The sequence below is a fragment of the Brevibacillus centrosporus genome, assembly GCF_003710815.1.
In the GTDB taxonomy this organism is placed as follows: Bacteria; Bacillota; Bacilli; order Brevibacillales; family Brevibacillaceae; genus Brevibacillus; species Brevibacillus centrosporus.
The window spans coordinates 132,115-157,627 of the sequence record NZ_RHHP01000006.1 but is presented as its reverse complement, the minus strand read 5'-3'; the positions used below and the strand labels follow the sequence as shown (position 1 = coordinate 157,627).

Annotated in this window: 27 protein-coding genes and 1 pseudogene; 5 read left to right on the top strand and 23 right to left on the bottom strand. The window is 51.6% G+C overall.

From position 1 onward, the window contains the following. Positions 1-57: 57 nt before the first annotated feature. The gene (locus tag EDM55_RS07725) at positions 58-1,389 is read right to left on the bottom strand and encodes an MFS transporter (RefSeq protein ID WP_122960006.1); all 1,332 of its coding nucleotides are present in this window, start codon (positions 1,387-1,389) and stop codon (positions 58-60) included. A 174-nt stretch (positions 1,390-1,563) separates the two neighbouring features. Continuing rightward, positions 1,564-2,190 carry a LysE family translocator gene (locus EDM55_RS07720; RefSeq protein WP_092265927.1) on the bottom strand — a complete coding sequence of 209 codons (627 nt, stop codon included), beginning with the start codon at positions 2,188-2,190 and terminating at the stop codon, positions 1,564-1,566. 170 nt (positions 2,191-2,360) lie between these two features. On the opposite strand from EDM55_RS07720, the gene EDM55_RS07715 reads away from it, so the two are divergent. The 3 genes from EDM55_RS07715 to EDM55_RS07705 all read left to right on the top strand — a co-directional run bounded on the left by EDM55_RS07715 (position 2,361) and on the right by EDM55_RS07705 (position 3,831). Then, the gene (locus EDM55_RS07715; protein ID WP_122960005.1) at positions 2,361-2,771 is read left to right on the top strand and encodes an SRPBCC family protein; all 411 of its coding nucleotides are present in this window, start codon (positions 2,361-2,363) and stop codon (positions 2,769-2,771) included. After that, positions 2,772-3,104, top strand: coding sequence for an ArsR/SmtB family transcription factor (locus tag EDM55_RS07710; RefSeq protein ID WP_122960004.1), 333 nt, complete (start codon positions 2,772-2,774; stop codon positions 3,102-3,104). A gap of 70 nt (positions 3,105-3,174) precedes the next feature. After that, entirely contained in the window at positions 3,175-3,831 is a 657-nt protein-coding gene (locus EDM55_RS07705; RefSeq protein WP_122960003.1) for an S-layer homology domain-containing protein, read from the top strand. Positions 3,832-3,933: 102 nt separating this feature from the next. On the opposite strand, the gene EDM55_RS07700 is transcribed toward EDM55_RS07705, so the two are convergent. The 11 genes from EDM55_RS07700 to EDM55_RS07650 all read right to left on the bottom strand — a co-directional run bounded on the left by EDM55_RS07700 (position 3,934) and on the right by EDM55_RS07650 (position 13,012). Further along, the gene (locus EDM55_RS07700) at positions 3,934-5,139 is read right to left on the bottom strand and encodes an MFS transporter (RefSeq protein WP_122960002.1); all 1,206 of its coding nucleotides are present in this window, start codon (positions 5,137-5,139) and stop codon (positions 3,934-3,936) included. Between the two features lie 54 nt (positions 5,140-5,193). Beyond that, positions 5,194-5,757, bottom strand: a complete 564-nt coding sequence (locus tag EDM55_RS07695; RefSeq protein ID WP_122960001.1) for a thioredoxin family protein — start codon at positions 5,755-5,757, stop codon at positions 5,194-5,196. 35 nt (positions 5,758-5,792) lie between these two features. Further along, positions 5,793-6,185, bottom strand: a complete 393-nt coding sequence (locus tag EDM55_RS07690; RefSeq protein ID WP_259676075.1) for an IDEAL domain-containing protein — start codon at positions 6,183-6,185, stop codon at positions 5,793-5,795. A 56-nt stretch (positions 6,186-6,241) separates the two neighbouring features. Further along, the gene (locus tag EDM55_RS07685) at positions 6,242-6,658 is read right to left on the bottom strand and encodes an RrF2 family transcriptional regulator (protein WP_092265933.1); all 417 of its coding nucleotides are present in this window, start codon (positions 6,656-6,658) and stop codon (positions 6,242-6,244) included. Between the two features lie 198 nt (positions 6,659-6,856). After that, the gene (locus tag EDM55_RS07680) at positions 6,857-7,837 is read right to left on the bottom strand and encodes a quinone oxidoreductase family protein (protein WP_092265934.1); all 981 of its coding nucleotides are present in this window, start codon (positions 7,835-7,837) and stop codon (positions 6,857-6,859) included. A 42-nt stretch (positions 7,838-7,879) separates the two neighbouring features. After that, positions 7,880-8,467: a DUF1802 family protein gene (locus tag EDM55_RS07675; RefSeq protein WP_092266506.1), complete on the bottom strand. Its 588-nt coding sequence runs from the start codon at positions 8,465-8,467 to the stop codon at positions 7,880-7,882. A 65-nt stretch (positions 8,468-8,532) separates the two neighbouring features. After that, the gene (gene nadR / locus EDM55_RS07670) at positions 8,533-9,570 is read right to left on the bottom strand and encodes a multifunctional transcriptional regulator/nicotinamide-nucleotide adenylyltransferase/ribosylnicotinamide kinase NadR (RefSeq protein ID WP_122960000.1); all 1,038 of its coding nucleotides are present in this window, start codon (positions 9,568-9,570) and stop codon (positions 8,533-8,535) included. Continuing rightward, entirely contained in the window at positions 9,558-10,271 is a 714-nt protein-coding gene (gene pnuC / locus EDM55_RS07665; RefSeq protein WP_122959999.1) for a nicotinamide riboside transporter PnuC, read from the bottom strand. The genes nadR and pnuC overlap by 13 nt, the downstream gene beginning before the upstream one ends. Next, a complete protein-coding gene (locus EDM55_RS30820; protein ID WP_246071014.1) occupies positions 10,268-10,573 on the bottom strand; it encodes a TIGR02452 family protein in 306 nt (101 codons plus the stop codon). Before EDM55_RS30820 ends, pnuC begins: the two co-directional genes overlap by 4 nt. A 43-nt stretch (positions 10,574-10,616) precedes the next feature. Continuing rightward, positions 10,617-11,543: an NUDIX hydrolase gene (locus EDM55_RS07655; protein ID WP_246071015.1), complete on the bottom strand. Its 927-nt coding sequence runs from the start codon at positions 11,541-11,543 to the stop codon at positions 10,617-10,619. A 200-nt stretch (positions 11,544-11,743) separates the two neighbouring features. After that, positions 11,744-13,012, bottom strand: coding sequence for a cation:dicarboxylate symporter family transporter (locus EDM55_RS07650; RefSeq protein ID WP_122959998.1), 1,269 nt, complete (start codon positions 13,010-13,012; stop codon positions 11,744-11,746). 390 nt (positions 13,013-13,402) lie between these two features. Between EDM55_RS07650 and ytvI the strand changes: the two genes are divergently transcribed. Beyond that, positions 13,403-14,434 (top strand): sporulation integral membrane protein YtvI, encoded by a 1,032-nt coding sequence (ytvI, locus tag EDM55_RS07645; RefSeq protein WP_092265939.1) that lies wholly within the window; start codon positions 13,403-13,405, stop codon positions 14,432-14,434. Between the two features lie 85 nt (positions 14,435-14,519). Here the strand turns inward: ytvI and EDM55_RS07640 are convergent. Together EDM55_RS07640 and EDM55_RS07635 are read right to left on the bottom strand one after the other, a co-directional pair. Beyond that, positions 14,520-14,711, bottom strand: a pseudogene (locus EDM55_RS07640) (peptide-methionine (S)-S-oxide reductase); the annotation flags it as partial. A 78-nt stretch (positions 14,712-14,789) separates the two neighbouring features. Next, a complete protein-coding gene (locus tag EDM55_RS07635; RefSeq protein ID WP_092266507.1) occupies positions 14,790-15,224 on the bottom strand; it encodes an NUDIX hydrolase in 435 nt (144 codons plus the stop codon). A gap of 222 nt (positions 15,225-15,446) precedes the next feature. On the opposite strand from EDM55_RS07635, the gene EDM55_RS07630 reads away from it, so the two are divergent. Beyond that, positions 15,447-16,670: a hypothetical protein gene (locus EDM55_RS07630; protein WP_170184431.1), complete on the top strand. Its 1,224-nt coding sequence runs from the start codon at positions 15,447-15,449 to the stop codon at positions 16,668-16,670. Between the two features lie 75 nt (positions 16,671-16,745). Here EDM55_RS07630 and EDM55_RS07625 read toward each other — a convergent pair whose 3' ends face one another. The 8 genes from EDM55_RS07625 to EDM55_RS07590 are packed head-to-tail and all read right to left on the bottom strand — an operon-like array spanning position 16,746 to position 25,445. Then, complete coding sequence (locus EDM55_RS07625; RefSeq protein WP_092265940.1) at positions 16,746-18,056, bottom strand: (Fe-S)-binding protein; 1,311 nt, start codon at positions 18,054-18,056, stop codon at positions 16,746-16,748. Then, on the bottom strand, positions 18,049-19,464 hold the full coding sequence (locus EDM55_RS07620; protein WP_122959997.1) for an FAD-binding oxidoreductase: 1,416 nt from the start codon (positions 19,462-19,464) through the stop codon (positions 18,049-18,051). Before EDM55_RS07620 ends, EDM55_RS07625 begins: the two co-directional genes overlap by 8 nt. Before the next feature lie 29 nt (positions 19,465-19,493). Beyond that, positions 19,494-20,402, bottom strand: a complete 909-nt coding sequence (gene murQ, locus EDM55_RS07615; RefSeq protein WP_092265942.1) for an N-acetylmuramic acid 6-phosphate etherase — start codon at positions 20,400-20,402, stop codon at positions 19,494-19,496. A 23-nt stretch (positions 20,403-20,425) separates the two neighbouring features. Beyond that, entirely contained in the window at positions 20,426-21,415 is a 990-nt protein-coding gene (locus EDM55_RS07610; RefSeq protein ID WP_122959996.1) for an ABC transporter ATP-binding protein, read from the bottom strand. Continuing rightward, positions 21,412-22,386: an ABC transporter ATP-binding protein gene (locus EDM55_RS07605; protein ID WP_122959995.1), complete on the bottom strand. Its 975-nt coding sequence runs from the start codon at positions 22,384-22,386 to the stop codon at positions 21,412-21,414. Before EDM55_RS07605 ends, EDM55_RS07610 begins: the two co-directional genes overlap by 4 nt. Next, positions 22,383-23,639: a serine hydrolase domain-containing protein gene (locus tag EDM55_RS07600; RefSeq protein ID WP_246071016.1), complete on the bottom strand. Its 1,257-nt coding sequence runs from the start codon at positions 23,637-23,639 to the stop codon at positions 22,383-22,385. The genes EDM55_RS07605 and EDM55_RS07600 overlap by 4 nt, the downstream gene beginning before the upstream one ends. Positions 23,640-23,654: 15 nt before the next feature. Continuing rightward, positions 23,655-24,488 carry an ABC transporter permease gene (locus EDM55_RS07595; protein WP_092265946.1) on the bottom strand — a complete coding sequence of 278 codons (834 nt, stop codon included), beginning with the start codon at positions 24,486-24,488 and terminating at the stop codon, positions 23,655-23,657. A gap of 15 nt (positions 24,489-24,503) precedes the next feature. Continuing rightward, the gene (locus tag EDM55_RS07590) at positions 24,504-25,445 is read right to left on the bottom strand and encodes an ABC transporter permease (protein ID WP_092265947.1); all 942 of its coding nucleotides are present in this window, start codon (positions 25,443-25,445) and stop codon (positions 24,504-24,506) included. Between the last annotated feature and the right edge of the window lie 68 nt (positions 25,446-25,513).

Here is a 25,513-nt window from a genome sequence, read left to right as displayed (position 1 = left end):
GTTTTCATTGAGGAATAGGGAAAGCTGGTTACCCATCACAGGAGTAACCGGCTCTCTTTATGCCGACATGCTTTCCGATTTGGCCACTTTCTTGCTGCTTTGATACCAGATGCCCACAGGGATGAGCAGCAGCGCCAGAAAACCTCCAGCAAGAGAGAGCGTCGCATAGCTCGAGCTGGCGACGACCATACCGGATAACGCCCCGCCGGAAGCACCTGCCAACGCAACCAAGACATCAATGCTCCCTTGTGTTTTTGCTCGTGTGGTCGGGTCTGTAGCATCTACGATGAGAGCCGTTCCACTAATCAGGCCAAAGTTCCAGCCCAGCCCCAGCAATGCGAGCGCTGTGACGAGCAGAAACATCGAATCGGCAGGAGCCAGTGCTGCGGTGAGTCCCGCCAAAAGCAGGATGGCTCCGGAAGCGAAGGACATCGCCGTACGTCCGATCTTGTCTACGAGTACCCCCGTCAAAAGGGACGGCAGATACATCGCACAAATGTGGATGCTGATGACCAGCCCTACCTCACTCAGTCCATGTCCGTGATGCTTCATGTGAACGGGAGTCATGGTCATAATGGCAACCATCACGATCTGCGTCAGGATCATCACGGTGGCTCCAACGATAATCCCTCGGCCGTTGCTGCCTGCCTTGCCCATGCTCGTACGCACGTCAGATTGGCTTCCCAGTTCGGATTTTTGGGCCTTTGCGATCGCGTTCGCCACGAGTAACGGGTCCGGCCTTAGGAACAGCAGGAAAACGAGACCAGCCAGCAGAAAGGCAGCCGCCCCTAAAATAAAGGGTCCAGCCAATGCAGGCACACCGATGGAAGTCGCGAAGCCGCCCATCACTTCCACCAGATTTGGACCCGCTACTGCACCAAAGGTGGTGGAAACCATCGCTGTACTGACTGCAGTGGCACGTTGGTTTGGCAGAGCCAGGTCTGTTCCCGCGTATCTTGCTTGCAAATTAGTCGCTGTACCCGCCCCGTAAATAAGCAAGGATAAAAACAGCAGAGGCACACTGTGGGCAACTGCGGCAAGCACAACCCCTACCGCACCAATCCCTCCGGCAAAGAAGCCTGCCGCGAGCCCGATCCGACGTCCGGCGCGCTGAGACAATCTTCCGACGAGCAGAGCTGCTACTGCGGAGCCTAGCGTAAGCAAAGCAGATGGAATCCCGGCAAAGCTTTCCGTTCCCAGCATATCCTGAGCGAGCAGTGCCCCGACTGTCACACCGGCAGCAAGTCCTGCACCTCCAAAGATTTGAGAGAGAACGACAGTCATGAGCGTACGTTTATACAGCCTACGCCGCTGCTCGGGTGAATCGATCAAACATCGCAGGCTGGACGTTTGCTTTTCGAGGGTTAATTCATCCGGTTCATGGGACATGGACAAAACCGCCTTCCTTATTCATTCTTCGTGACCACGCTGATTTTGCTCTGCATCATCACCTTCCCTAAAACTTACATTGCATGCATGGATTTTACAATGCTTGGGGTGTATATCAACAAAAAAGCCGACTTCTCCACCGAAGTCAGCTCTAAAACGCGATTTGCTTATGATCTATCGACTCTGAAACGCCACCTTCAGCCCTAACCCGATGTAGATCGCACCAACCAGCTTGCCGCTCCATCTCCCCATCCAAGGGACGCGCTTGACGAGCCTTCCTAGCTGGCGAACACTTACCGCTATGAGCGTTGTGTACATGACACTCATCGTCACGAAGATCAGCCCGAGAACCAAAAATTGCACGAACGATGCTCCGCTCTCGGGATGGACAAACTGAGGGAGAAAAGCTAAAAAGAACAAGGCTGTTTTCGGATTGAGCACTTCAACCAGAATGGCTTCACCGTAAGCACGTAAACTGGACTTCGGTGCTACCTCGGGCATGGTCGGGTCCACCGGCTTTTCCAAAATAGCTCGAATACCAAGGTACAAGAGATAGGCAGCCCCGGCGTATTTCACAACCTGGAAAGCCATCGCAGACGTCATTAGGATCGCAGACAGGCCGACTGCAGCAAACAAGGTATGGATCAAATCTCCGGTCGCGATTCCGAGACCCGCCATGATGCCTGCCTGTCGTCCCCCCTGCACCGTACGAGTCGCGGTTAACAGGACAGCCGGACCTGGTATCAAAAACAGACCAATGACGATGATAATGAAAGTACTGAGCGTAGCAAAGGTAAACATGCGCGCATCCCATCCCCTTACCTTTTCTTTCCCTCATTGTAACCGCGACAGGCCGCTCAGGTAAACGGGAAACGCTTGACGCGAAACCTTTTGGTTGCCTATAATAAACGCGAAACCTTTTCGTTTCCTTTTGTGTCTCTCAATGAATACATACTATTTGGAGGTAACACATGACTGCGATCTCTGATATCGTACACACACTCGTATTGAACGCTCCGATTCAAAAAGTTTGGGAGGCCGTTTCGACTGCTGAAGGAATTGCGGCCTGGTTTATGCCAAACAACTTTCAAGCCATTGAAGGGCATGCCTTTACGATTTTCTCTCCCTTTGGAGACTCCCCTTGTGTCGTAAAAGAGCTGGATCCGCCTCACCGCCTCGTCTTTTCCTGGGGGAAAGACTGGGTCGCAACCTTTTCTTTGAAGGATCTTGGCGACAAAACAGAATTTACATTGATTCACTCCGGCTGGACAGCAGGTACTGTTACCGAAATGGGTGATACCCATGACGTCATTCGCGACCGCATGAACCAAGGCTGGGATTCTTCCGTATTACCGAAGCTGCGAGCCTATGTGGAGCAGTAAATGAGCGCTTCTGCCGCCAAGCATGATGTTTTTCAAGCTATAGCGGACCCTACCCGCCGCCAGCTATTGCAACTGCTGGTCAATCAGGAGATGTCCGTCACGACGATCAGCGGGCATTTTCCCATGAGCCGCACCGCTGTTTCCAAGCATTTGCGTGTCCTATCTGAAGCAGGCCTGGTAATAGAGCAAAAAGTAGGCCGCGAGACGCGGTATCGCATGCAGCCTGAGCCTTTGAAGGAATTGAAGGATTGGCTTTCCTACTACGAGCTGTTTTGGGAGAATAAAATGCAGGCTCTCAAGCGTTTCGTCGAAGAAGAGGAAACTGCCAAGTGAATGAAACGGATTGCCTTTCTCCTCGTCCCATAGAAGGAAGCAAAAACAACATGAGACGAGGTGGCTCTTCATGAAATCCCGTTTTCTGATGGCACTGCCAATCGCAGCTGTTCTCACACTCTCTATTGGCCAGCAAAGCTTTGCTGCAACACCTTTTGCTGACATCAATCAGGTCGCAGAGAAAAACATCATTATCGAATTGCAGGAAAAAGGCTATGTTCACGGTGTAGATGAGCAGCGCTACATGCCGGAAGCACTCATGACAGCCGCTCAAGGATTTCAGCTGATCGTAAATGCCTTAAAGCTTGAGGCAGATCCAGTAAAATCGGAGCAGCCGATTCAAAACGTAGATCCGGATGAATGGTACGCTGACGTCTTGCAGATCGCCGCTCAGAATGGTATCGAGATGCCAGCTGATTTCGATCCCAACCGCTCGTGGACACGCGAAGATTTCATCTATCATCTCATGCTGTCGATGGAGCATAAGTACCCGTTTCCCATGATCAAAATTGCGCCGGTCGAGTTTGCTGACAGCGACGAGCTCACACTCCAGTACCAAGGAGCGGTACAACGCGCGATTGTACGCGGGATCGTCAAGCTGGATGAAGACCGGATGCTGCATCCGAAAGATGAGCTGTCCCGAGCAGACGCAGCGGAGCTGATTTATCAAGCGATTGCCTACCTGGATGCCCATCCCGGACCAGCAGTTGAACCTACCCAACCATAAAGCGAATAGGCCCGCCAACTGCTTGCGTGCAGAAGGCGGGCTTTTGAAATGCAAAAAAGTGGTCCCCGCTCAGAGGTGAGCAAAGGGTCCACTTTCGCATGATTAGGATTGTGCTACAACCGGTTTCATCTTACTGCGGCTTTCTTTTCTCGAAAGGAACAGGCTAATGATCAGGATGATGGCTCCGAACAGATAAGGAGCATCCAAATGAACATCGTACAACGTACCCGCTACTGCTGGCCCAAAGATGTTGCCCAGACTCATGTAGGCATTGTTCATCCCAGCCACAAAGCCTTGCTCGTCACCTGCTCGCTTCGAGATGAGCGTATTAATCGCTGGCCGCATGATGGACGTGAGCGTAAAGAAAATCACGGTCAGCACCAGCATATACCAGAAGTTGCCGGACAGAAGCATCAGCACCATGCTGACAGCAGAGAACAGGAACGTCCAGTTGATCAGGTTTTTCTCCCCGAAGCGTTCGATCAGCTTGCCGATCAAAGCCGCTTGCACCACTGTACCTGCCAACGCTCCCACTGTGATGATGATGGAAATGTCACGAGCGGTATAAGCGAATTTCGCATCCACAAACAACGGGAAGATCGCTTCGAAGTTTGCCAACCCAAAGGTCATCGTAAAAATGAGGATCAGCATGATAAAGTAAGGCGCACGGACCGACCTGCCGAGCTGAACGAAGATGCTTTCTTTCTTTTCCTTTGCATTTCGAGCAGCCATCTGTGCTTCCTTGGAAAGCGATTCAGGCAAGAAGAGCAAGGAACCGACTGTCGCCAGCGCCCCTACGCCTGCCGAAACATACAGCGGCATCCGCAGGCCAAGCTCAGCGAGGAAGCCTCCGATTCCAGGTCCAATCACAAAGCCAAGCGACATCGCTGCCCCGAGGAGTCCCAGACCTTTTCCCCGTTTTTCTTCTGTTGTGATATCGGCCACATAAGCCAGCATCGAAGGGATCATGAATGCCGCGCCAATTCCCCCGATTAAGCGGGAGATATACAGCATCGAGATGTGCTCCGCAACCGCGAACAGAAGATTGGAAATAGTGAACAGGGTCAGTCCAGACACAATCATGATCCTCCGACCGTATTTGTCGGACCACTCCCCTGCAATCGGTGAAAAAATGAACTGCGTCAATCCCAGAGCCGCGATCAAATAACCCGCGGTCTTGCCTCCAGCGCCAAATTCCTTTAAAAACTCGGGAAGGATGGGGATGATCAGGCCGATTCCCAGCATTGCAATGAACATGTTAACCATGAGAAAAAGAATCGGTCCTTGATTATTCTCTGCACTTCTCATTATGTTTTTTATCCAGTCCTATCCATCATAGATTATTTGTCTATGCGTCACTCTTTAGCCTTGCAGCTTTGCTTTTACACTTTCGATGACAGTACGCCAAATGGCAGTATCGGTTGTAATCTGCTGCTTGAAATCGCGATAGACATTTTTTTGCTTTTCTTCAAAATCCGGTGCATCTTTTGCAGGCAACTGGCTGCGCATGCCAGTGATCAAATCCTGTACCTCTGGTGAACGCGGCCCCCATACTGCCTTCATTTCCCCTGCCTCATCGATGAAGATGAAGATGGGAATCGCACGAGAGGTCCCGTTTGTCAAATACTGATCCATCAGCTCGAGGTTTTCATCGCGGATCAGGTAACGCAGCTCGATCTGGCTTTGCTCCGCAATCTTTTGTACAACAGGCACGTTCAGGGCAGCATCTCCACACCAGTCCGCAGTCAATACGATTCCTCTCCAGCTGCGCTTGGCTACGTCGTTCCAAACTGCCAGATCCTCCGGAGAAAACGTCAGTCCCTCATAAACGCGAGTAACTTCCTCACGATTTACTTTCATGGCTTCCACGTACTGTGCGAAAGTCATGCCTTTCTCGAACCAGGAATTATGATCGATTGTCGCCATTGTTTTTCCTCCTAGGCATTATACTGTATAAATCGTTATTCCCAGATAGCAGATGTTCCCAAGCGATTGCGGACGTGGCGCTGCTCTGCGCTCCTGTTTTTTCCGGCTTTCTCGTTCTTCTTCCATGACGCTGCCATGGCAGAAAGCTCCATAAACCATTCCCGATCCTTGGTTGCCAGCGCGAGGTCAATCAAGTCGTACACCTGCTCCTCACCGATCAGACTGGTCTTTGCCATGGCTTCCACCCAGCTGGCTCTGGTCGCTACGACTTTGCCGAGCGTCATGTCGTTATCACTGTTGACCACATACACATGAACGGTACTCCCTGTTGAATCGACATTCTCCACAAAGCCGTGGATCAGCTCTCCCTGTTTTGTCTTGCCTCGAACCCAATCGCCTACTGCCAGTTTTTGCTCACGATTCATCATACCGCACCACCTTACGTGTATTTGGAAAAGTTACAGTTTGGATATCATTCTCCCTGCTACGGCTGCTTGATTTGATCCAGTACCGATTGAATGGTGATCTGCTCTAAGTATTTCTTGTAGTGAAATTCAGCTTGGTTGAAGATTTGATCCATGACGCAATGCATTTTGGAAGAAACGACACAGGTATCTTCTGGATCCCCTGTACACCAGTGAGGCTTTAGCGTACCACTGGAGATGGTCTCGTAGATCTGGGCCAGATTCAACTCGCGCGGGTCTCGGTCCAAAATGTAGCCGCCGCCGATCCCCTCTTTGGTTCGTACAAAGCCGTGCTTTCGAAGTATACTCATGATCTTCCGGATTCTTGCCGGATTCGTACACACATTCTTCGCAATATGCTCACTGCTTGCCATGTGATCGGGAAGGTTTGCGAGCAAGGCTAAGCTGTGGACAGCAATCGTAAATTCACTATTCAAATCAGCGACTTCCTCTCCAGAAGAGTACTGTAATCTTAATGCTTACAGTTTAAAAAGTCAACGGGTCCTGACACTTGCAACTGTACGGCATGAAGCATAAAGAAAATGGCAGCAGCTGCAGGCGAGATGTCATGCACATCCTGCATGCAACAAAGCTCCCGCCGCCAGGACGAGAGCTTTCCGATTCGTTCTATTCTGTTACCGCCGTACATCCAGCAGCACTTTGCCCGTGCTTTGCCGGCTTTCCACCCACGCATGTGCATCTGCTGCTTCTTCCAGTGAAAAACGTTTGCCGATCCTGATCTGAAGTCTGCCATCGGCCAGCAAAGGAAGGACCTTTTCTGCCGTGTCCTGCAATAGCTCCGGACGTTTGGCGCGAGTCGTTCCAAAGCTGAAGCCGAGCACGGAGCGGCAGCTTGCGTGCAGATCGATCGTCCGAATGGCTCCAACCTCTCCGCTTGCATTGCCGAAATGGACGAGTCGTCCGTACCAGGCGAGACAATCCATACTCCGTTCGGAGACTGCGCCCGAAATGGAATCGAGGATCACGTCTGCACCTGCACCGCCTGTCAGCTCGTTCACCTTTGCCGCAAAATCCTCGGTGTCGTTACAAATCACATGATCGGCACCTGCTTCCAGCGCGATGGCCGCTTTGCTCTTGGTCCCCACGGTGCCAATGACCTTGCCTGCCCCCAGCAGCTTCGCCAGCTGGATTGCTGTCGTACCGATCCCGCCGGCAGCAGCGTGAACCAGGACGGTCTCACCAGGAGAGAGACGGGCCACGTCGGCCAGCAGCTTGTAAGACGTAAACGAGACAACCGGACTTGCAGCTGCGGTATCAAAATCCATGCTGTCGGGGATGGCAAACGTCAACGCTTCACTGGCTACCACATACTCCGCGTACGTCCCGTTTGCCGGAAATGCGATGACGCGCTGGCCAGGCTGGAATCGCTGCACTTCAGAGCCGACTTGTTCAATAACGCCTGCCGCATCCAAACCAGGGACAAAGGGAAGCTTCCCCGCTCCTTTTTTTCCGTATCGAGATTTGATGTCGGCAAAATTCACGCTGGTTTTTTCGACGCGAATCAGGACTTGCTTGGGGCTTGGCACTGGTTTTTCTACCTCTGCTACCTGCATGTTCTCTGGACCACCCAAGGCGGTAACTACGACAGCTCTCATGACAACTCTCCTCCCACTTGTACCTGATCCCTTTTCTTTCGTTTACCCGTTCAAAATGTTTAGGATTTCCTCTTTTTTCTGATTGTATTTCGCATCGGACAAAACCGGCTCGAAGCGTTGCCCCGGGATGGCATTCACCAAATGATGCCAGGACTTGCAGCCTTTGTACGCTTCTTCTATGAGAATCTCCACTGGCTGCTCCAGACGGTATACGCGAGCGAACAGAATATGGAGCGGCTTTTGCTTTTTCCAGTGCAAGCGTACATCCGCGAAGTTGTCCGTCCAAATATGGTAGGGAGAGATCGCGCGGAGCTTCTCCTCGTCCAACAGCTCTATGTCGTCCGTCACTTCGGCAAAGTAAGCAACCTCTACCGTCTCCTGCTCCGGTGTCCAGCCTTCCCGTGTAGCTGCCAGCAAATCGTGATACTGCGGCTTGACCATGTCCTGCTTTTGATGCTCATAGGTCGGGTACAGGTAAAACTGGTTGTTTTCCAGTCGGAACTCCCGTGTTTCTTCATATAAACCGCCCTTGCGGATCGTGATGATCTGGTGTCCTTCGCCGAGGGCTTTGACGGCTACTGCCCATTCCTTCAGGGACAAAGGTGAGGCAGGCTGTGTGATGGTAGGCATTGACATGCAGCTCCCTTCCTATGTTGCCAATTTCCTTATTGGCTATAGTCTATCCGAATTTTCAGCTATTGAGAAGGCTTGTGCAGCAATGCGTCCACATGATCCATCGCTTGCCGCAGCCGCTCGTGATAGCTCCCTGCGATCGATACATAGGCGATATGACGATCATCTAGCATTCGCTTCAGCTTTTCATTATTTTCGTGGCGGACCTGGTTCTCCCCGTGCACACGCAGGCCATCATCCACCCATGGCACATCCGGCTCCATGTACAGCCACAAATCGTACTGCTGCTCTTTTGCCACCTGATCGAGTACAGAGAAGGTACGTCCGGTGTACAGCTCGGAGTAAAATTGGGTAACAACCGCTTCTGTATCCACGAATACAACCTTGTTTGCCTGCTTGATCGCTTCGTATTCTTTCATTTTGTGTCCATAGGCGATGTGCGGGTAATAGTCTTCGGTCAAAATGGTCTCGCATCCGCCGACTTCTTCGCATACCGTTCTCCCGTACTCTTCCACAAAAACGGTGTTGTACAGCTTCGCCAGATAACGGGTAAGCGTCGATTTGCCGCAGCTTTCCGTGCCAACCACCACAACCTTTTTGACAAAAGTCGGCCTGACGATAGCCGGGATGTGCTCCCAATGGGTGAAGATGCCTTCTTCTCGGATACGCGTTGCCGAAATCGGCACCTGTTTCCGCTCCGCATCGAGGATGATGTGCCTCGCTTCCGGGTAGAGCTGCTGAAAAATAGGCTCGTAGGAAGTCTCTGAGCTGAAGACGTAATCGATCCGCTTGCCGATTTTCCTGCGAATATCCGCTGCGCCTGCCGCCCAGTCATACGCCTCGTCTGTCTCCGCTGTATCTTCAACGGCCAGCACGTGCACATTTTCCATATCCTTCACAAGGCCAGACAGCCAGCGCAGCCTGACCTCATAAGGCATAATCTGAATGCCTACCTTCTCGCATAGCTTGCGGTCGCGAGCCTGGCTAAAGGAGAGGACGACGTACAGCTCATCGCATAAGCATGCCGCCCGGGTAATCGCATGTACATGTCCGAGATGCAGCGGCAGAAATTTTCCGCCGATAAAGCCTACCGTACCCATGCTTGCCCCTCCTTTTGCAGCAGATACTGCGATCTCCAGTTCAGCCAGCCATAAACGGCATTCACCAGGTAAGCAATCCACATGACGAGGATGGAAACGTCGCTGCCATCACCCATGAAGGCGACCAGCCACATGTAGATCGTCAGCACATCGATGATGATCCAGACGATCCATTGCTCCACCACGCGCTTCACCATAAAGATCATCGCCACAATCGAGAGAACGGCTGTCAACGAGTCGATGAGTGGAAGTGCACCGCCCATTGCCTGCAGCACCCAGGCATAGGCGGCTGTGGCCGCAAGACATGTCAGGGCCCAATATAGGCGAGTTCGGTTCGTCATGACTGCGACCCGCACGTCATGTTGTTTCTCTTCCGATACTTTGTTCCTTCGCCACAGGAGGAGTCCGATAAACTGCATCGGCAAAAAATAGAGAAGATTCAGCATGACTTCCCCGTAGTACTTTTGTCCATACGCAACGATGGCGTACAGCACCACGTTGATGATGCCTGGATAGTAATTCCACGTTTTCCCTTTTGCCACCAGAACGACGCTGAGCATCCCGGTCAAGGAGGCGCACAGCCCGATGAACGTGTCATCCAGAGCGAAAAACAGATAGACATTCACGACGGTAAACGTCAGCAGCCACAGTCTTTCAAACCAGCTCCAGTCAGCAAAGTAACCAGCTATTCTTGTTCTCATAGGAATCTCTCCCGAAATGCCCTCAGGTTCTCCTGCCGGGCAGAGTGGTCCAACACGGCAAACACGATATGGTCAAAATGATTTTCAAAGGCTTCATCAAACAGCACTTGTGCAAAATAGCCCGCCACATCTTGGGCTCGATTGCGGAAAACTCCGCATCCATAAGTGCTCGATGGCGTCTGCAATTCCGTTTGGATGGGCACTTTTTCCCCCAGGCTGTTGAAGTAATAGCCCCTTTCCAAAATTTTTATCGTTTCCTGCGCGGTCATGACGCGCTTCATACGGTTCATTCCCGTTTTCATATGGTTTCCTCCCCATCCGCTGATTCGAATGACTTTTAGACTTTTACGTCCACTCTGGATTGAAACGGTAGTATTTGGATGGCCGATGCCCCGCATGCTTGCGATAATGATTGGTCTCGATCACCTTGTCTGCCACCTTTCTGCGAAAAGCAGCCGCCAGCAATTCCTTGCCTAAAATGACTTCGTAGACTTGCTGCAGCTCCGTCAGTGTAAATAGCTCCGGCATGAGAGCAAAAGCGATATCGGTATACTCGATCTTGTTCCGCAGCCGCTCTAAAGCATATTGAATAATCTTGGCGTGATCAAAGGCAACCTGGTTGGTTTCCACGATTTCTCTTTCCTCACGTACGATCCTACCTGACACGGTACGTGTGATTTTGATGGTCGCCGACAGCTCTTCGGCCTCGTTCCAGAAACGCAGTTCGACCCATTTTTCCGTGATCGTTCCAGATTCTGTGGCCATCTTGTTTTCGCGCAGCCATTTGTCCTCGATGCGAAACCACTTGGCATCCTCCGCATCATTCCCTGCTTTTACTTCCAGTGCTTCGCTATCAACCAGTGCCATGTACGAGGTGCTAATGACACGTGTGCGCGGATCTCTGTTTACTTCTCCCCACGTATACAGCTGCTCCAGATAAATGTTGTCGATATTGGTCTCCGTCCAGAGTTCACGCAAGGCCGCTTCCTCCAGACTTTCATCGGGAGATACAAAGCCCCCCGGCAGCGCCCAATGGCCCATGTAAGGATGATCTGCACGTTTGACGAGCAAGATCTGCAAGGACTTAGGAGAGAGCTTGCGGTAATTCGGTTCCAGCTCCTCGGCGACAGTAAAAATAAGCATATCGACGGTAACCGATGGCCGCTCAAATTGGCTCGCGTCATAACGCTGCAAAAACTGCTCCTCTGTCAATCCGTCCTTATTGGTGGGTGGTTGGTTCATATGTTCAAACGCCTCCGTTTGTATACTCATTTGTTTATCTCTTTTTGTTATTATCATTTTGTTAATATCATCTTGTTGGTATGATCTTACTCTTCCTGTTTCTCCCTGTCAATAGGCTGCCGGAAAATTAGAAAATTGGCTCCGGCAAGCTTTGTGGCGGAAGTTACTGTACAAAAAAAGCCCCCTGTCTGGATCATGCCAGACAGAAGGCTTCATTCGTTCATTTCTGATTATGCCGCTTTTGCATTTACTTCTTTCAGGTATTGCTCGGCTTTTTTCTTGTCGAACTGACCTTCCCAACGAGAGATCACGACAGCAGCCAGCGAGTTTCCGACTACGTTTACAACGGTGCGCGCCATATCGAGCAGTCGGTCGACACCAGCGATGAATGCGAGACCCTCGAGCGGAATGCCTACAGATCCCAAAGTCGCAAGCAAAACGACGAAGGATACGCCCGGAACCCCGGCAATCCCTTTCGAGGTTACCATCAGTACCAGCATCAGTGTGATTTGCGCACTGATCGGCATGTGGATACCATACATTTGCGCGATGAACAGCGCAGCCAGTGCCTGGTAAAGAGTCGAGCCATCGAGGTTAAATGAGTAGCCAGTCGGGATTACGAAAGACGTAATGGCTTTCGGACAGCCCAGACGCTCCATTTTCTCCATGATTTTTGGCAGTACCGTCTCCGAGCTGGAGGTGGAGTAGGCCAGGAGCAGCTCATCCTTCAAGATTCGCAGGATTTGCGTAATTTTAATTCCACTGATTCGAGCAATGGTGCCCAATACGACGAGAATAAAGAACAGCATCGCCAAGTGAACCAAAATAACCAGCTTGCCTAACGGAACGAGTGAAGAAAGCCCAAACTTGGAAACGGTTACACCGATCAGAGCAAACACCCCGAATGGTGCAAAACGCATAATCGCATTTACTACCCAGAACATGGCGTCAGCGACACCCTGGAAGAAGTTCAGGACCGGTTTTCCGCGTTCCCCTGCAGCTGCGACCCCTAAACCGAACAAGACGGAGAAGAAGATAATCGCCAGCATGTCGCCACGGACAAAGGCGTCAAAAATATTTTTTGGAACAATATTTACAAAGGTATCAATCATGCTGTGACTTTGAGTCGTCTCAGCCGTCTCTACATACGAATGAATATCTGTTTTTTGCAGGTGTGACATGTCAACGCCCACACCGGGTTGGAAAATATTTGCAGCCAGAAGCCCGACTACAATCGCAATTGTGGTAACGATTTCAAAATACAGAATCGTCTTCCCACCGATCTTCCCGAGTTTCTTGACGTCACCGACACCTGCAACACCGACGATTAGCGTCGCGACCACAATCGGAATGACAATCATTTTGATCAACCGCAGGAATATATCACCAATTGGTTGCAAATAGGTTGCCACAGCAGGATTACCAAAGAAAATGGCGCCCACCAGGATACCCAGAATGAGACCGATGACAATTTGTATTGCTAATCCAAACCGCTTCATTCTGACACCTCACTAATAAAAATGTAATTTATATCTACACCATTCACGACAGTTTTTTGTCGAAATGTGTCGTTTTCAATTCACATTCTAGCAACGAATGTTTATATTCACAATGTAAATAAATACCTTACACCTTATTGGCTGCGACCATATAAACCTTCGTCTTTAGAATCCGAAATCATATAGAGGAACATCATATCACAAAATTTACGCACACTTAATTTTTTGCATTCTTTTTTCAATGCTGCTTTTTTTGAAAATTACTTTCCCTCATACCTTTTCTGACATTTTGAGCGAGGGGAATGCATTGTTTTCCTCTATGCAACAATGATAAAATAGATAAGATTGGATATAACCCTTTACTTATAAGAATGAGAATGGAGTCTTTTGATGACGATTCGGAAAATTTTTCTGCTCGTGTTCGTTCTGGCCATCCTATTATTTTTGCTGCCCTATTCCGTTCCTTTTGTTCTCGCTTTGGTCACTGCCATACTGCTTGAGCCCCTCGTGCTCTTTCTCATTCGAAATTTGCGCCTGAATCGCCTAGGTGCCGTCATAGGCTCCTTTCTCTTGTTTCTTTTGTCGTTTGCTGTCATCGCCTACTGGCTGGGTACGCAGATCGTCGTGCAAAGCGTAGATTTGGCGCAAAAGCTTCCCGCCTACTCGCGGCATCTGTTTGATTTTCTCGAGTCGACGTTTGGACAATGGGAGCTTTACTATGCCTCTCTGCCAAAAGAAACGGTCATCCAGATCCAGCAGGTGTTCGACAGCTTAAAAACATCTGCCATGAATGCCGCCTCGACGATCGGCAAAGGCATTCTCGGTGCGGTCGCGACTATTCCCGGCTTTTTGATCAGTACCATTATTTTTTTGGTCGCTCTCTTTTTGATCAGTCTGGACCTCCCTCGTTTGCGCGCCGGTTTTATGCGAATGTTTACTGTCTCCGCCAGGGAAAAAATCAACGTCGTGTTCACCCAGCTTAATCGAGCTACCATCGGATTTTTACGGGCCCAAATCATTCTCAGCCTGGTAACTTTTTTGATTGCTTGGCTCGGATTGGTTATTTTGCACATCAAATACTCTGCCGTCATCGCATTACTGATTGTGCTAGTTGACATTTTGCCGATATTGGGAACTGGCTCCTTTCTCGTTCCTTGGGCTGTCTACAACTTTTTCACGGATAAGACCCACCTCGCCATCGGACTTATCATCCTTTTTTTGGCGATTACGGTCATCCGCCGCATCATCGAGCCGAAGATTTTGGCTTCCAACCTTGGCATCAGTGCCTTGGCTGCTCTCGTCAGTCTTTTTCTCGGCTTTCAGGTTATGGGCTTCTTCGGCCTTATTCTGGGACCGGCGCTGGTCATTATTTACGAGGCACTTCGCAAGGCTGGCTTCCTGAAGTTCAAAATCGATTTTTAAAAAAGAAAGCATGACGACAAAAAAGCCAGTACAAATCCTCCTAACCGGGACTGTACTGGCTTACCATTTGTTCATGCGTGATTGCTTACGATTCGTTCCCAGACCAATGCTCTTTCAAAAAAGTGTCTCTTCCGGACTTTTCTCGATCCGCTTTATAGTGCTTCGGGTTTTTCTTATGATAGCCTTGATGGTATTCTTCCGCAGGGTAAAAAGCAGTCGCCGGGAGAATTTGCGTAACAATCGGTTTTGAAAAGCGACCGCTTTGCTCCAGTGCGATATTGGTGCATTGCTTCCTTTTCTCTAGTAGCCGAAAGACCGGCTAGCCTGCTGGTCTTTTTTTCTCCTGCACATCCTTTTATCGTGTTCCTTCGAACGCATAGAAAGGCCAGATTTTCTCCCCGTCCGCAGTCAGCTTCAGCGCTTCAGTCAGAAACGGCATCCGAGCCTTGGCTTCTTCGTAGTCAGCCCACAAGACTTCCATAATTTCTTCGTCAGGGTCATTGATCTGGATCGCGCCATCGATGATTTTTGCGAAAAAGGCAAAGAAAATGACATGATTCTCCCATTTTTCAAAGAACACCTCTCTCACAGAGCTCAAACCCATCACATGAATCCTGTATCCGGTTTCTTCCTTAACCTCCCGAATGAGAGCTTGTTCAAGCGTTTCCCCTGCTTCCACTGCTCCTCCTGGCGGCCCCCAGTAATGAGAGTCACCTTGTTTATTTTTTACCAGTAAGATTCGTCCGCCTTCATCGCGGATAATGGCTGATACCACATCGACTCGCTTCAAACAGCTCTCTCCTTTTTCGTTAAACGGCTGGTTGGCTCCATCACCGTGCACGCATTCTGGATAGGTGGTCATTCCCCCGTAACAAATGAATTCCTCTCTGAAAGCGATTCTCCTACCAGAGTAGGGTACTGCATTTCATTTACAAAATAAGGAAATTTCCAAGAAACTTACTACTTCGTGCAGCGTCTAATGATCAAACGACGTTCCGAAGGTGGTGGGAAAATGAGACAAAAACAACTGCTAACCAGCATCCTCCTGAGTACGCTTTGCCTATCCCCGCTGATCTTGCCCTCGCCTGCTTTGACGCCCGCCTTAGCCGCTTCCTCCCTCTATACCATCACGTACAAGCTTCCTCCGAACCCGGAAAAATACTTGTTTCTCAATGTTCAGATGGTCACGATCACCAATCCGCTGGTAGTCGCCTTGCAGCCACCGTATGTACAAGAGGATTATCTGGTAGACATGGATAGCGGCGGTTCGCATTGGAAGACGTTCCAGGACGACAATTTGCGTTTCCAGTCGTCGAAGAAAGGGTTTCTCTGGAATATCTATAACTTCATCGGGGTGCTTCCCCCTTTTTATCCCCCGAATACGAATCTCAACGAGCTGAATCAACGGATCGAACGAGCAGAACCGTATTCCCCAGAGGAGCGAACGCTGCGCGAAAGCAGAGCACAGCTCCAGATGAATGCCCACCTGCAGCCGCTTATCGATGCTGGCTATGTCTTGCCCGAGGAAATAGATGACGGGATGGCAACGAAGGAATTTGTGGCGACCGTCCTGTACCGAATGTTCGCGGAAGTGCGGCCCTATCACGGCGGGATCGATCTAAAGGACTCGGACAATATCGCTGTGCGCTGGGCTGTGGAGGTTGGATTGCCTGGGTATGTCGTAGACAGCAAGGGCTATCTTTATCCCGACATGCCTTTGCGGATGGAGGCCGGGCCAAGTATTTATGCACAGGAATATCCCTATGACCGCTTGTTTCCATTTATCAGCCTGATACTCCCCGGCAGAAAAACGGCTACAGGCTGGGAGTACTATCAGGTAAAGCTTTTGCCTGGGATGGTGCCCGCTCAGCCTCGTACGCTCATTTCTATCAATGGGAAGCCGTATGATCCTTTTGACTACAGCCGAGACGTTTATGCAGCTACCCAAACCAACGCGTATTACCAGGCAAGCAAGAAAATCAGCCAATACATCACCCCGCGCTTTGCGGCCATGCTCGATCAAGCTCGAAAGGATGCTTTGAAGCCTCGCGTGTGGGACTGGAGCCGGGATGTCATTCACCATCCAACGTTCTCTCAGGATGTGGCTGCGTATCGAAAAAACAGAAGCAGCTACAACCTAAGCAAAGTATATCAAGCGATCAGAAAGCATTATAACCTGAGCATTCCGCAGGATTCGATCTCCAACATCAAAAGTGTACTAGATCACGTGAAGTAAAAAAAGGCCAGTCTCTCACGCGGCTGCGTGTGTTGACTGGCCTCTTCTATAGTGCTTCTTTGCTGGAAAATATCGCTATTGGGCCGCTTTCTTCTGTACCCTTGCCAGTAGATCGATGAGGTGCACGGCTTCCATCTGCCCTTCCAAGCCCGCTCTTTTGATGCCTGCTTTCATTTGCAGCAGACAGCCTGGATTGGATGTAACCAGAATATCGGCTTGGGTCGCTGCCACATGCTGCATTTTCTCATTCAGCAAATTGCCCGCCATTTCCGGCTGCACAAGGTTGTAGATGCCTGCCGAGCCACAGCAGCGGTCGCCCTCCCGCAGCTGCACATAGGTAGCTCCAGGAATGGATTGCAACAGATGAACCGGCTCTTTGGTAACCTTCATCCCGTTGCGCAAATGGCAGGACGACTGATAAGTAATCCGTTTCGATTGCGGCAAAGCGTCCCATGTCTCAGGTGCGACCAGCTCTACCAGCAGCTCGCTGATATCTTTCACGCGCTCCGCGAACCATTTCGCGTCATCGTGCCACTGCGGATCGTTTGCCAGTAGATGGTCGTACTCCTGAAGCATGGCGCCGCAGCCACCTGCATTGGACACGATCACATCCACGTCTGCCTGCCGGAAAGCCGCAATGTTTTTCCGTGCCAGACCTCTCGCCTCTTCCCGTTCACCGCTATGGGCATGCAGCGCTCCACAGCATACCTGTCCTTCGGCGATGACGACCTCGCAGCCCGCCTCGGTCAAAAGCCGTACCGTGTTGACATTCGTCTCGTTGAAGAGTACATCCATGATGCATCCGTGAAACATGCCGACACGCCTTTTCCGCTCGCCTGCAGCAGGGATGACGGTCGTGCCAAAACGCTTCTTGAGCCCTGTTCCCGATGCTTCCGGCATGATCGCTTCCATCTCGCCCAGCTGCTTCGGGAGGATGCGCATGACCCCCAGCTTTCGCACGGCCTTTTGCACTCCTGATTTTTGATAGAAGCGCAGCATGCTGCCCAAACGATACATGCGGTCCTGACGGGGAAACAGATGCTTGAAGGCCACTTTCCTGACCGCTTTTACCCATGTCGGATGCTCCTGTACTTCCTCGATTGCCTCTCTCGTCTGCTCGATTAGCTGACCGTAGGGAACGCCTGCAGGACAGACCGGCTCACACGCGCGGCAGCCAAGGCACAGATTCATCTGGTCGACAAAGTCCTGATCCGGCTGCATGACACCATCGGCTACCGCCTTCATCAAGGCGATTCGCCCGCGGGGAGAAGCCGCCTCGTAGCCCGTTTCCCGAAAGGTCGGACAGGCGGGCTGACAAAAACCGCAGCGCATACAGTTCGAAAGCTCGTTGTAATCCAGTTTCTCTATCAAGGCTTCTTTAAGCACGATTGACCACCACTCTGTTCCGCGTTTCTTTTGCGAACATTTTGCCTGGGTTGAGCAGATTGTTCGGATCAAAGGCCTTCTTGATGCCTTTCATGACTTCGATCCCTGCTGCGCCCACCTTCCATTCCAGGTATGGAGCCTTGACGATGCCCACACCATGCTCGCCCGTAATGGTTCCGCCCAGATCGATCGCAGCCGCGAAGATCTCCGCAAAAGCTTCTTCTACCCGTTCGATTTCTTCGTGGTTGCGCGCATCGGTCATACAGGTGGGATGCAAGTTGCCATCACCTGCATGACCAAAGGTGCAAATGTGCAGTCCATACCGCTCCGTGATTTCCTGAATAGCGGCTACCATAGGAGCGATCTCGGCACGAGGGACAGTAGCATCCTCGAGGATCGTGGTCGGACGCATCCGGGAAAGAGCCGCCAGGGCACTTCGTCTCGCCGTCATGACATCATCGGCTTCCTCAGGAGTCGTCGCTACTTTGATCTGTACCGCTTCATTGTTCTTGCAGATGGCCGCGATCTTCTCCATATCCCGATCCACGGCCTGCGGTTCGCCGTCCTGACCGATCAAAAGGATTGCCGCTACATCCGTAGGCAGACCGATCTGCTTGAAGTCTTCCACCACGCGGATCGTCCCTTGGTCCAAAAATTCCAGGGTACCTGGGATGATCCGATTGGCGATAATGTCAGAAACCGAGCGAGCCGCCTGCGCCATATCTGCAAACATCGCCAGCATGACGCGCTGGGTCTGCGGTTTGGGTATCAGCTTGAGGATCGCCTGAGTAATGATCGCCAGCGTCCCTTCACTGCCGACCAGCAGCTTGGTCAAGTCATAGCCCGCTACGTCTTTCATCAGCTTGCCACCCGTACGGATGACCTCCCCATTCGGCAGGACGGCTTCCAGTCCGAGTACGTAATCCTTGGTCGTTCCGTACTTCAGCCCGCGAAGTCCCCCAGAATTGAGCGCGATGTTCCCGCCAATTGTTGAGATGACCATACTGCCCGGGTCTGGCGGGTAAAACAAGCCTCGTCCTTCGACTGCCTGATGAATATCCGAGGTGCGCACACCAGGCTGTACGGTGATTGTCAGATTCTGCTCGTCGATTTCCAGGATCTGATTCATCCGGCTCAAAACGAGCACGATTCCCCCTCCGACCGGAATGGTTCCGGCGCACAGATTGGAGCCTGCTCCGCGAGTGACGATCGGGATCTGGTGCCCCGCAGCTACCCGCATGACCTGCTGCACCTCTTCCGTGCTCTTCGGCATGACCACGACATCTGGCAGGGCTTGCTGCATGGGCGTCGCATCATACGAGTAGGCCACCAGCGCTTCCTGCCGATCCAGACAATACTGCTCGCCCACGATCGCACGCAGCTCGGAGCGAATGTGTTCTGGCAACATGGAAATCCTCCTCATGGATCAACTGTTCATTAGCTGTACTTTTGAATCGCTTCCCGAATCCTTCCATTGGTAAGATTCAACAGGCGCGTTGCCTCTTCCCTGCTGGTGTCCGTCAGTTTCATCAAAATCGCCGTTTTTGCGTCCCCTTTTGCCTGCTCAGCCAACATCTCTGCTTCGGCATAGCCTACTCCGGTCACTTCCATCACGATCCGTTTTACCCGTTCCTTGAGCTTCAGGTTTGTCGCTTGGACGTTGACCATCAGATTGCCATATACCTTCCCCAGCTTGATCATCGTCGCTGTCGTCAGCATATTGAGAACCAGCTTTTGTGCGGAGCCAGCCTTGAGGCGGGTGGAGCCTGTCAAAACCTCAGGTCCCACGACAACGTTGATCGCCACATCTACCCCTTTGTTAATAAAGGAAGGCTGGTTGCAGGATAACGCAATAGTACGGGCGCCAATTCTCTGCGCTTCTTTCAAAACGCCAAGCACATAGGGAGTCCGACCGCTTGCCGCAATCCCTACCACAACATCCTTCTCGGTTACTCCATAGTTGTGCACATCCTCTTGTCCGAGCTCAGCCGAATCTTCCGCGCCTTCGACTGCACGGATCATGGCGGATGGTCCACCGGCAATCACGCCCTGTACCAGCTCTGGATTGGTACCAAAAGTCGGCGGGCATTCAGACGCATCGAGAATCCCTAGGCGTCCGCTCGTTCCCGCTCCAAAATAAAACAGTCTGCCACCCTGCTCCATAGCTGCGACGATCAGCTCGACTGCATCGGATACTTGATCCAAAACGCGCTCTACAGCGAACGGTACTTTTTTATCTTCATCGTTCATTAACTGCACGATTCCCCGGGTACTCAAGCGGTCCAGGTCCCGAGTGCCTTCGTTTTTTCCTTCGGTGGTCAAATCTTGTAAGTTCTCCAGCTTCAATGTCTCCGAACCTCCTTTTCTATTCATGTGTGCGACCCGTTGGTGTCCCCATCCTCGAGATGGCAGGATACAAAGTGATCGGGTGCCAGCTCACGCACAGGTGGAGCAGTCGTTCTGCAAATCTCCATGCAATGGCGGCAGCGAGGATGGAAGGTACAACCCGATGGCGGATTTGCAGGGCTTGGCAGGTCTCCCTCCAAAATGATGCGCTGGGTCGTCACGTGTGGATTCGGAACAGGTACAGCAGATAGCAAAGCTTGCGTATAGGGATGGGTCGGTTTTTCGTATAACGACCTCTTATCCGCTACCTCCACCACTTTCCCCAAATACATGACAGCGACCCGGTCGGAAATATGGCGCACGACGCTCAGATCGTGGGAAATAAACAAATAGGTCAAATGAAATTCCTTTTGCAAATCCTGCATCAGGTTCAAAATCTGTGCCTGAATCGACACGTCCAAAGCAGAGACCGGCTCATCGGCTATGATCAGCTTTGGCCGCAAAATCAGAGCGCGGGCGATCCCGATCCTTTGGCGCTGCCCCCCGGAAAATTCATGAGGGAAGCGATCCAAATGCTGTTTGGAGAGACCCACGATCTCGATCATCTCTTCCACCTGACGGCGACGCTCCTGTGCCGTACCTATTTCATGGATGATCAACGGATCTTCTAATATCTGCCCGATCGTTTTTCGCGGATTAAGCGATGCGAACGGGTCTTGAAACACGAGCTGCATGTCGCGGCGAGTTCGTCGCAGATCCTCTTCGTTCAGCTTGCGAATGTCGTTTCCTTCAAACAAAATTTCGCCGTCTGTCGGCTCGATCAGACGCAGGATACAGCGGCCCGTCGTCGACTTTCCACAGCCAGACTCCCCTACGATGCTGACGGTTTCCCCCGGATAAACCGTGAGATTGACCCCATCTACCGCACGCACAACTTTTTCCTTGCTGAAAAAGCCTTGCTTGCTAGTAAAATGCTTCGTGAGTGATTTGATTTCCAACAATGGTTTTGTCATTGTGCTTCCCCCTCGCTATACAGCCAGCACCGGCATTTTTGCGAATCGGAAACAGTCAACAGCTCCGGATTTTTTTGATGGCAAATATCCATCACCTGTGAGCAGCGCGGCGCAAAACGGCACCCTCGCGGCATTTCGCTCTGCAGCGGCACGGAGCCGGGAATCGCGTCCAGTCTCTCCTGATTCACGTTCACGCTCGGCATGGACTTCAATAGTCCCCTTGTGTAGGGATGCTGGGGATTGTCAAACAGCCCTTTGACGTCGGCTTCCTCCACGATCTGCCCCGCGTACATGACGATGACCCGATGGCACATCTCCGCTACTACCCCCAAATCATGGGTAATCAGCATGATCGACGTCCCTTGCTCATCACGTACTTTTTTCATCAGCTCCAAAATCTGCGCCTGAATGGTCACATCGAGTGCCGTCGTTGGTTCATCGGCAATCAGCAGCTTCGGCTCACAGGCCATCGCCATGGCGATCATGACACGCTGACGCATCCCTCCGGACAGCTGGTGCGGGAAGTCAGAGATGATTTCATCCGCACGCGGGATGCCGACGAGCTTGAGCAGCTGTATCGCCCGCTCTTTTGCCGCTTGCTTGGACAAGCCTAGGTGACGTCGCAGAGGCTCGCTGATCTGCTTTCCTATCGAATGCAGCGGATTGAGCGAGGTCATCGGCTCCTGAAAGATCATCGCAATCTGGTTGCCGCGTATTTTTTGCATTTCTTTATCGGAAAGGGTCAGCAGCTCCTTGTCTTGAAAGCGAATGCTGCCGCTCATTTCTACGTTTTTGCCTAATAGCTGCATGATGGACATGCTGGTTACGCTTTTCCCACAACCTGACTCGCCGACCACCCCGACGGTTTCACCAGGCTCGACTGTGAAGCTGACCCCTTCGATTACGGTCAGCTTTTTGCCAGATTGGAGAAAAGACGTTCGCAGATTATCGATTGTTAGCATGGCTGTCATGGGTTACTCCCCCTTTCACCTGATGCGTCGACTAGCTCGATTCCGTTCCAAATTTGATTGTGATGCGCGATTCGCCACGAACCGATGAGTGGACTTGCGACCGGATGCACACGATTTGTCAGCGTGATGACAGTCGCTTCCCGCAAAGGATCAGTCCAAATCGATGTTCCCGTAAAGCCCGTATGGCCATATGCGCGCTCGGAGACCAAATCTCCCCCCGTACAGCCAGCCGCCAGCTGATCGAGCGAGCCGCCCGTTGAGGAAGCGATCCATCCCAGCCCTCTTCGCTGTGCAGAAAAATCCGTGTGCGACCTCGTAGCTAAAGACCGCAAAAGCGGATCGATATAGACCGGAGCTTTCTGTGACGTCCAGATTTCCATATACCGTTCTGTATCACGAATGGTCGAAAAGAGTCCGGCATGACCGCTGATTCCGCCCAAGCCGTAGTGTGCGTTGCAGTCGTGCACCGTGCCGCAGATTACGCCTTGACGCCACTTAAAATGTGCCAGCTTTTCCGTCCATTCTGTCCCTTTCGAAAGATCAAATGATGCAAGGTTCGCCAAGTAGTTTTGCGCCATGTTTTGCTCGAAGCCGTTGCCGTTCTCGGTCTGCGCAATTCCACTAATTGCGAGAGACTTGTGCTGCAGAGGAAGATAACAGGTATTCTTCATCCCACTCGGCTGAAACAAAAGACGGGTAGCGAGCACGTCCAGCTCCTCATCCCAGATCCGTTCGAGCACAAAGCCCAGCAGCATGAAGCCCAAGTCGCTGTACACGACATGGCTGCCCGGATTGCTTTCCAATGTCTCTTCCTTCATCAACTGAATGTAGTCTACTCTGCCCTGACCGATTAGAAAATACGGCCGCCAAGCAGGCAGTCCAGATGTATGAGTCAGCAAATGGACGATCTTGATTTGCGATTTGCGTTCCGTGTCCTGCCCCTCTCCCAGCTCTGGCACATGCGCCAGAAGCGAATCAAAGAGAGACAGCTTTCCCGATTGCACGCTGAGTAAAACCAGCGGCAGCGTCACCATGACCTTGGTCAAGGAAGCCATGTCGTAGAGTGTCTGCGCATCGACTTGCGGCGCGTCTTCTCCCGCTCCCGTTTTTCCTTTGACGGTCGTCAGCGTAGGCGCTCCTTTTCTCATCAGACTGACAGCTGCACCCGGAAAAATACCACGGTTCATGCCGTCCTCCAGGCTTTGCTCCATCCGAACCATCAGCTCGATTCCGTTCATATCGATTCCGTTCATATCGATTCCTCCCGCCTACTTGCCGCGATGACGCGGATCGAGAATGTCGCGCACAGCATCACCGAACATGTTGCATGCCAAAATCGTTACGGTCATCGCAAGACATGGCCAAATGATCATTCCCGGCGCCAGCTCCATGTAGCGGCGTGCTTCCGAGATCATTCCACCCCAGGATGGGTCTGGCGGCTGAATCCCCAAGCCCAAAAAGCTCAGAGCCGATTCTGTCAAAATAGCACCGGAGATCGCCAAGGAGGATTGCACCAAGAGAGGTGCCGTTACATTCGGGAAGATTTCCAGGAACAAGATTCGCTTCGTACTCGCCCCGATCGCGCGGGCGCTTTCGACGTATTCCAAATTCTTGATGGAGAGCACCGCTCCCCGAACCGTTCGCGTAAAAATAGGAATATTCACAATCCCGATCGCCATGATCGTATTGAAGGTCCCCGGCCCTAATGCTGCCACGATCGCGAGCGCCAGCAATATTTCCGGGAAGGCAAACAGCACGTCCATACAGCGCATGATAAAACCGTCTACCCAGCGTCCAAAATATCCGGCAATCAAGCCAAACAGCGTTCCAAACACCACGCTGACCAAGACAGCCGAGACCCCTACCACGAGCGATACACGCGCGCCGTAAATAATCCGGCTCAATAAATCCCGCCCGAACTGATCTGTACCGAGCATAAAATCTCCAGAGCTGCCTTCCATCCGATGCTCCTGAAACATCTGGGTCGGGTCATGCGGTGCCAAAACAGGCGCCAATGCCGCCATCAGACAGAGCAGTAACAGCAACACGGAACAGAAGACTGCCGTTTTATTCGCTAAAAATCGCTTTCGAAATGTGCTCATGTCGCATTCCCCTTGTCAATACTTGATACGCGGATCAATCCAGGTATAGATCAGGTCGATGAGCAGATTGACCAGGACAAATACCAGAGCGACGAAAAGTACGCCTCCCTGCACGACCGGATAATCCCGCTGATAGATTCCTTCTAAAATGTACTGACCCAATCCTGGTATCGAAAACAGCTGCTCCACGATGACTGATCCGCCCAACAGGTATCCGATCTGCATCCCAGCGATGGTCACGATCGGAATCGAGGAGTTGCGGAAAGCGTGACCGATTACGACGGTCCATTGACTGTTTCCTTTTGCGCGTGCCGTACGGATAAAATCTTTGTCCATTGTTTCCAAAAAGGCAGAACGCGTCATCCGCATGACACCGGCAGCGACGACGATCCCCATGGTCACGGCTGGAAGAATAAATACCTTGAATGCCTCCACCGGATTTTCCCAAAAGCTGACGACATCAATCGGCGGAAACCAATTGAAATAAAGAGAGAAGCCGAGCAGCAAAAGCGTTCCTACAGCAAAGTTCGGTACAGAGATCCCCAAAAGCGTAGCGACACGGACGATAATGTCGGTCTTGGAATGCGCACGAATCGCCGAAAGAATCCCAAAAGGAATCGCGAGCACCCAACCGATCAGAACACCAAACACCGTCAGCTGCAGGGTGATAGAGAAGCGTTTGATAATTTGCGGCAAGATTTCCTCACCAGAGTGCACAGAAACGCCAAAGTCGCCCTTCAGCATTCCCCCAATCCAATGCAAGTATTGCGTAAGTAACGGCTGATCCAACCCCATGCTCTTGTGCAAAGCAGCGATGGCTTCCGGAGTAGCATTGGTGCCCAGCATGATGGATGCGGGATCGCCCGGCACCAAATGCAGGATGGTAAACACCAATACAGAGATGCCAAACAGGATGGGAATCAGGCTGATGATGCGTTTGATTAGATAAGATACCACTTTGGTTCCCTCCAAATTAGAAAACTTGGCTGCGCCAAGCTTTTGGCGGAGCCTTAGTTGCACTTATA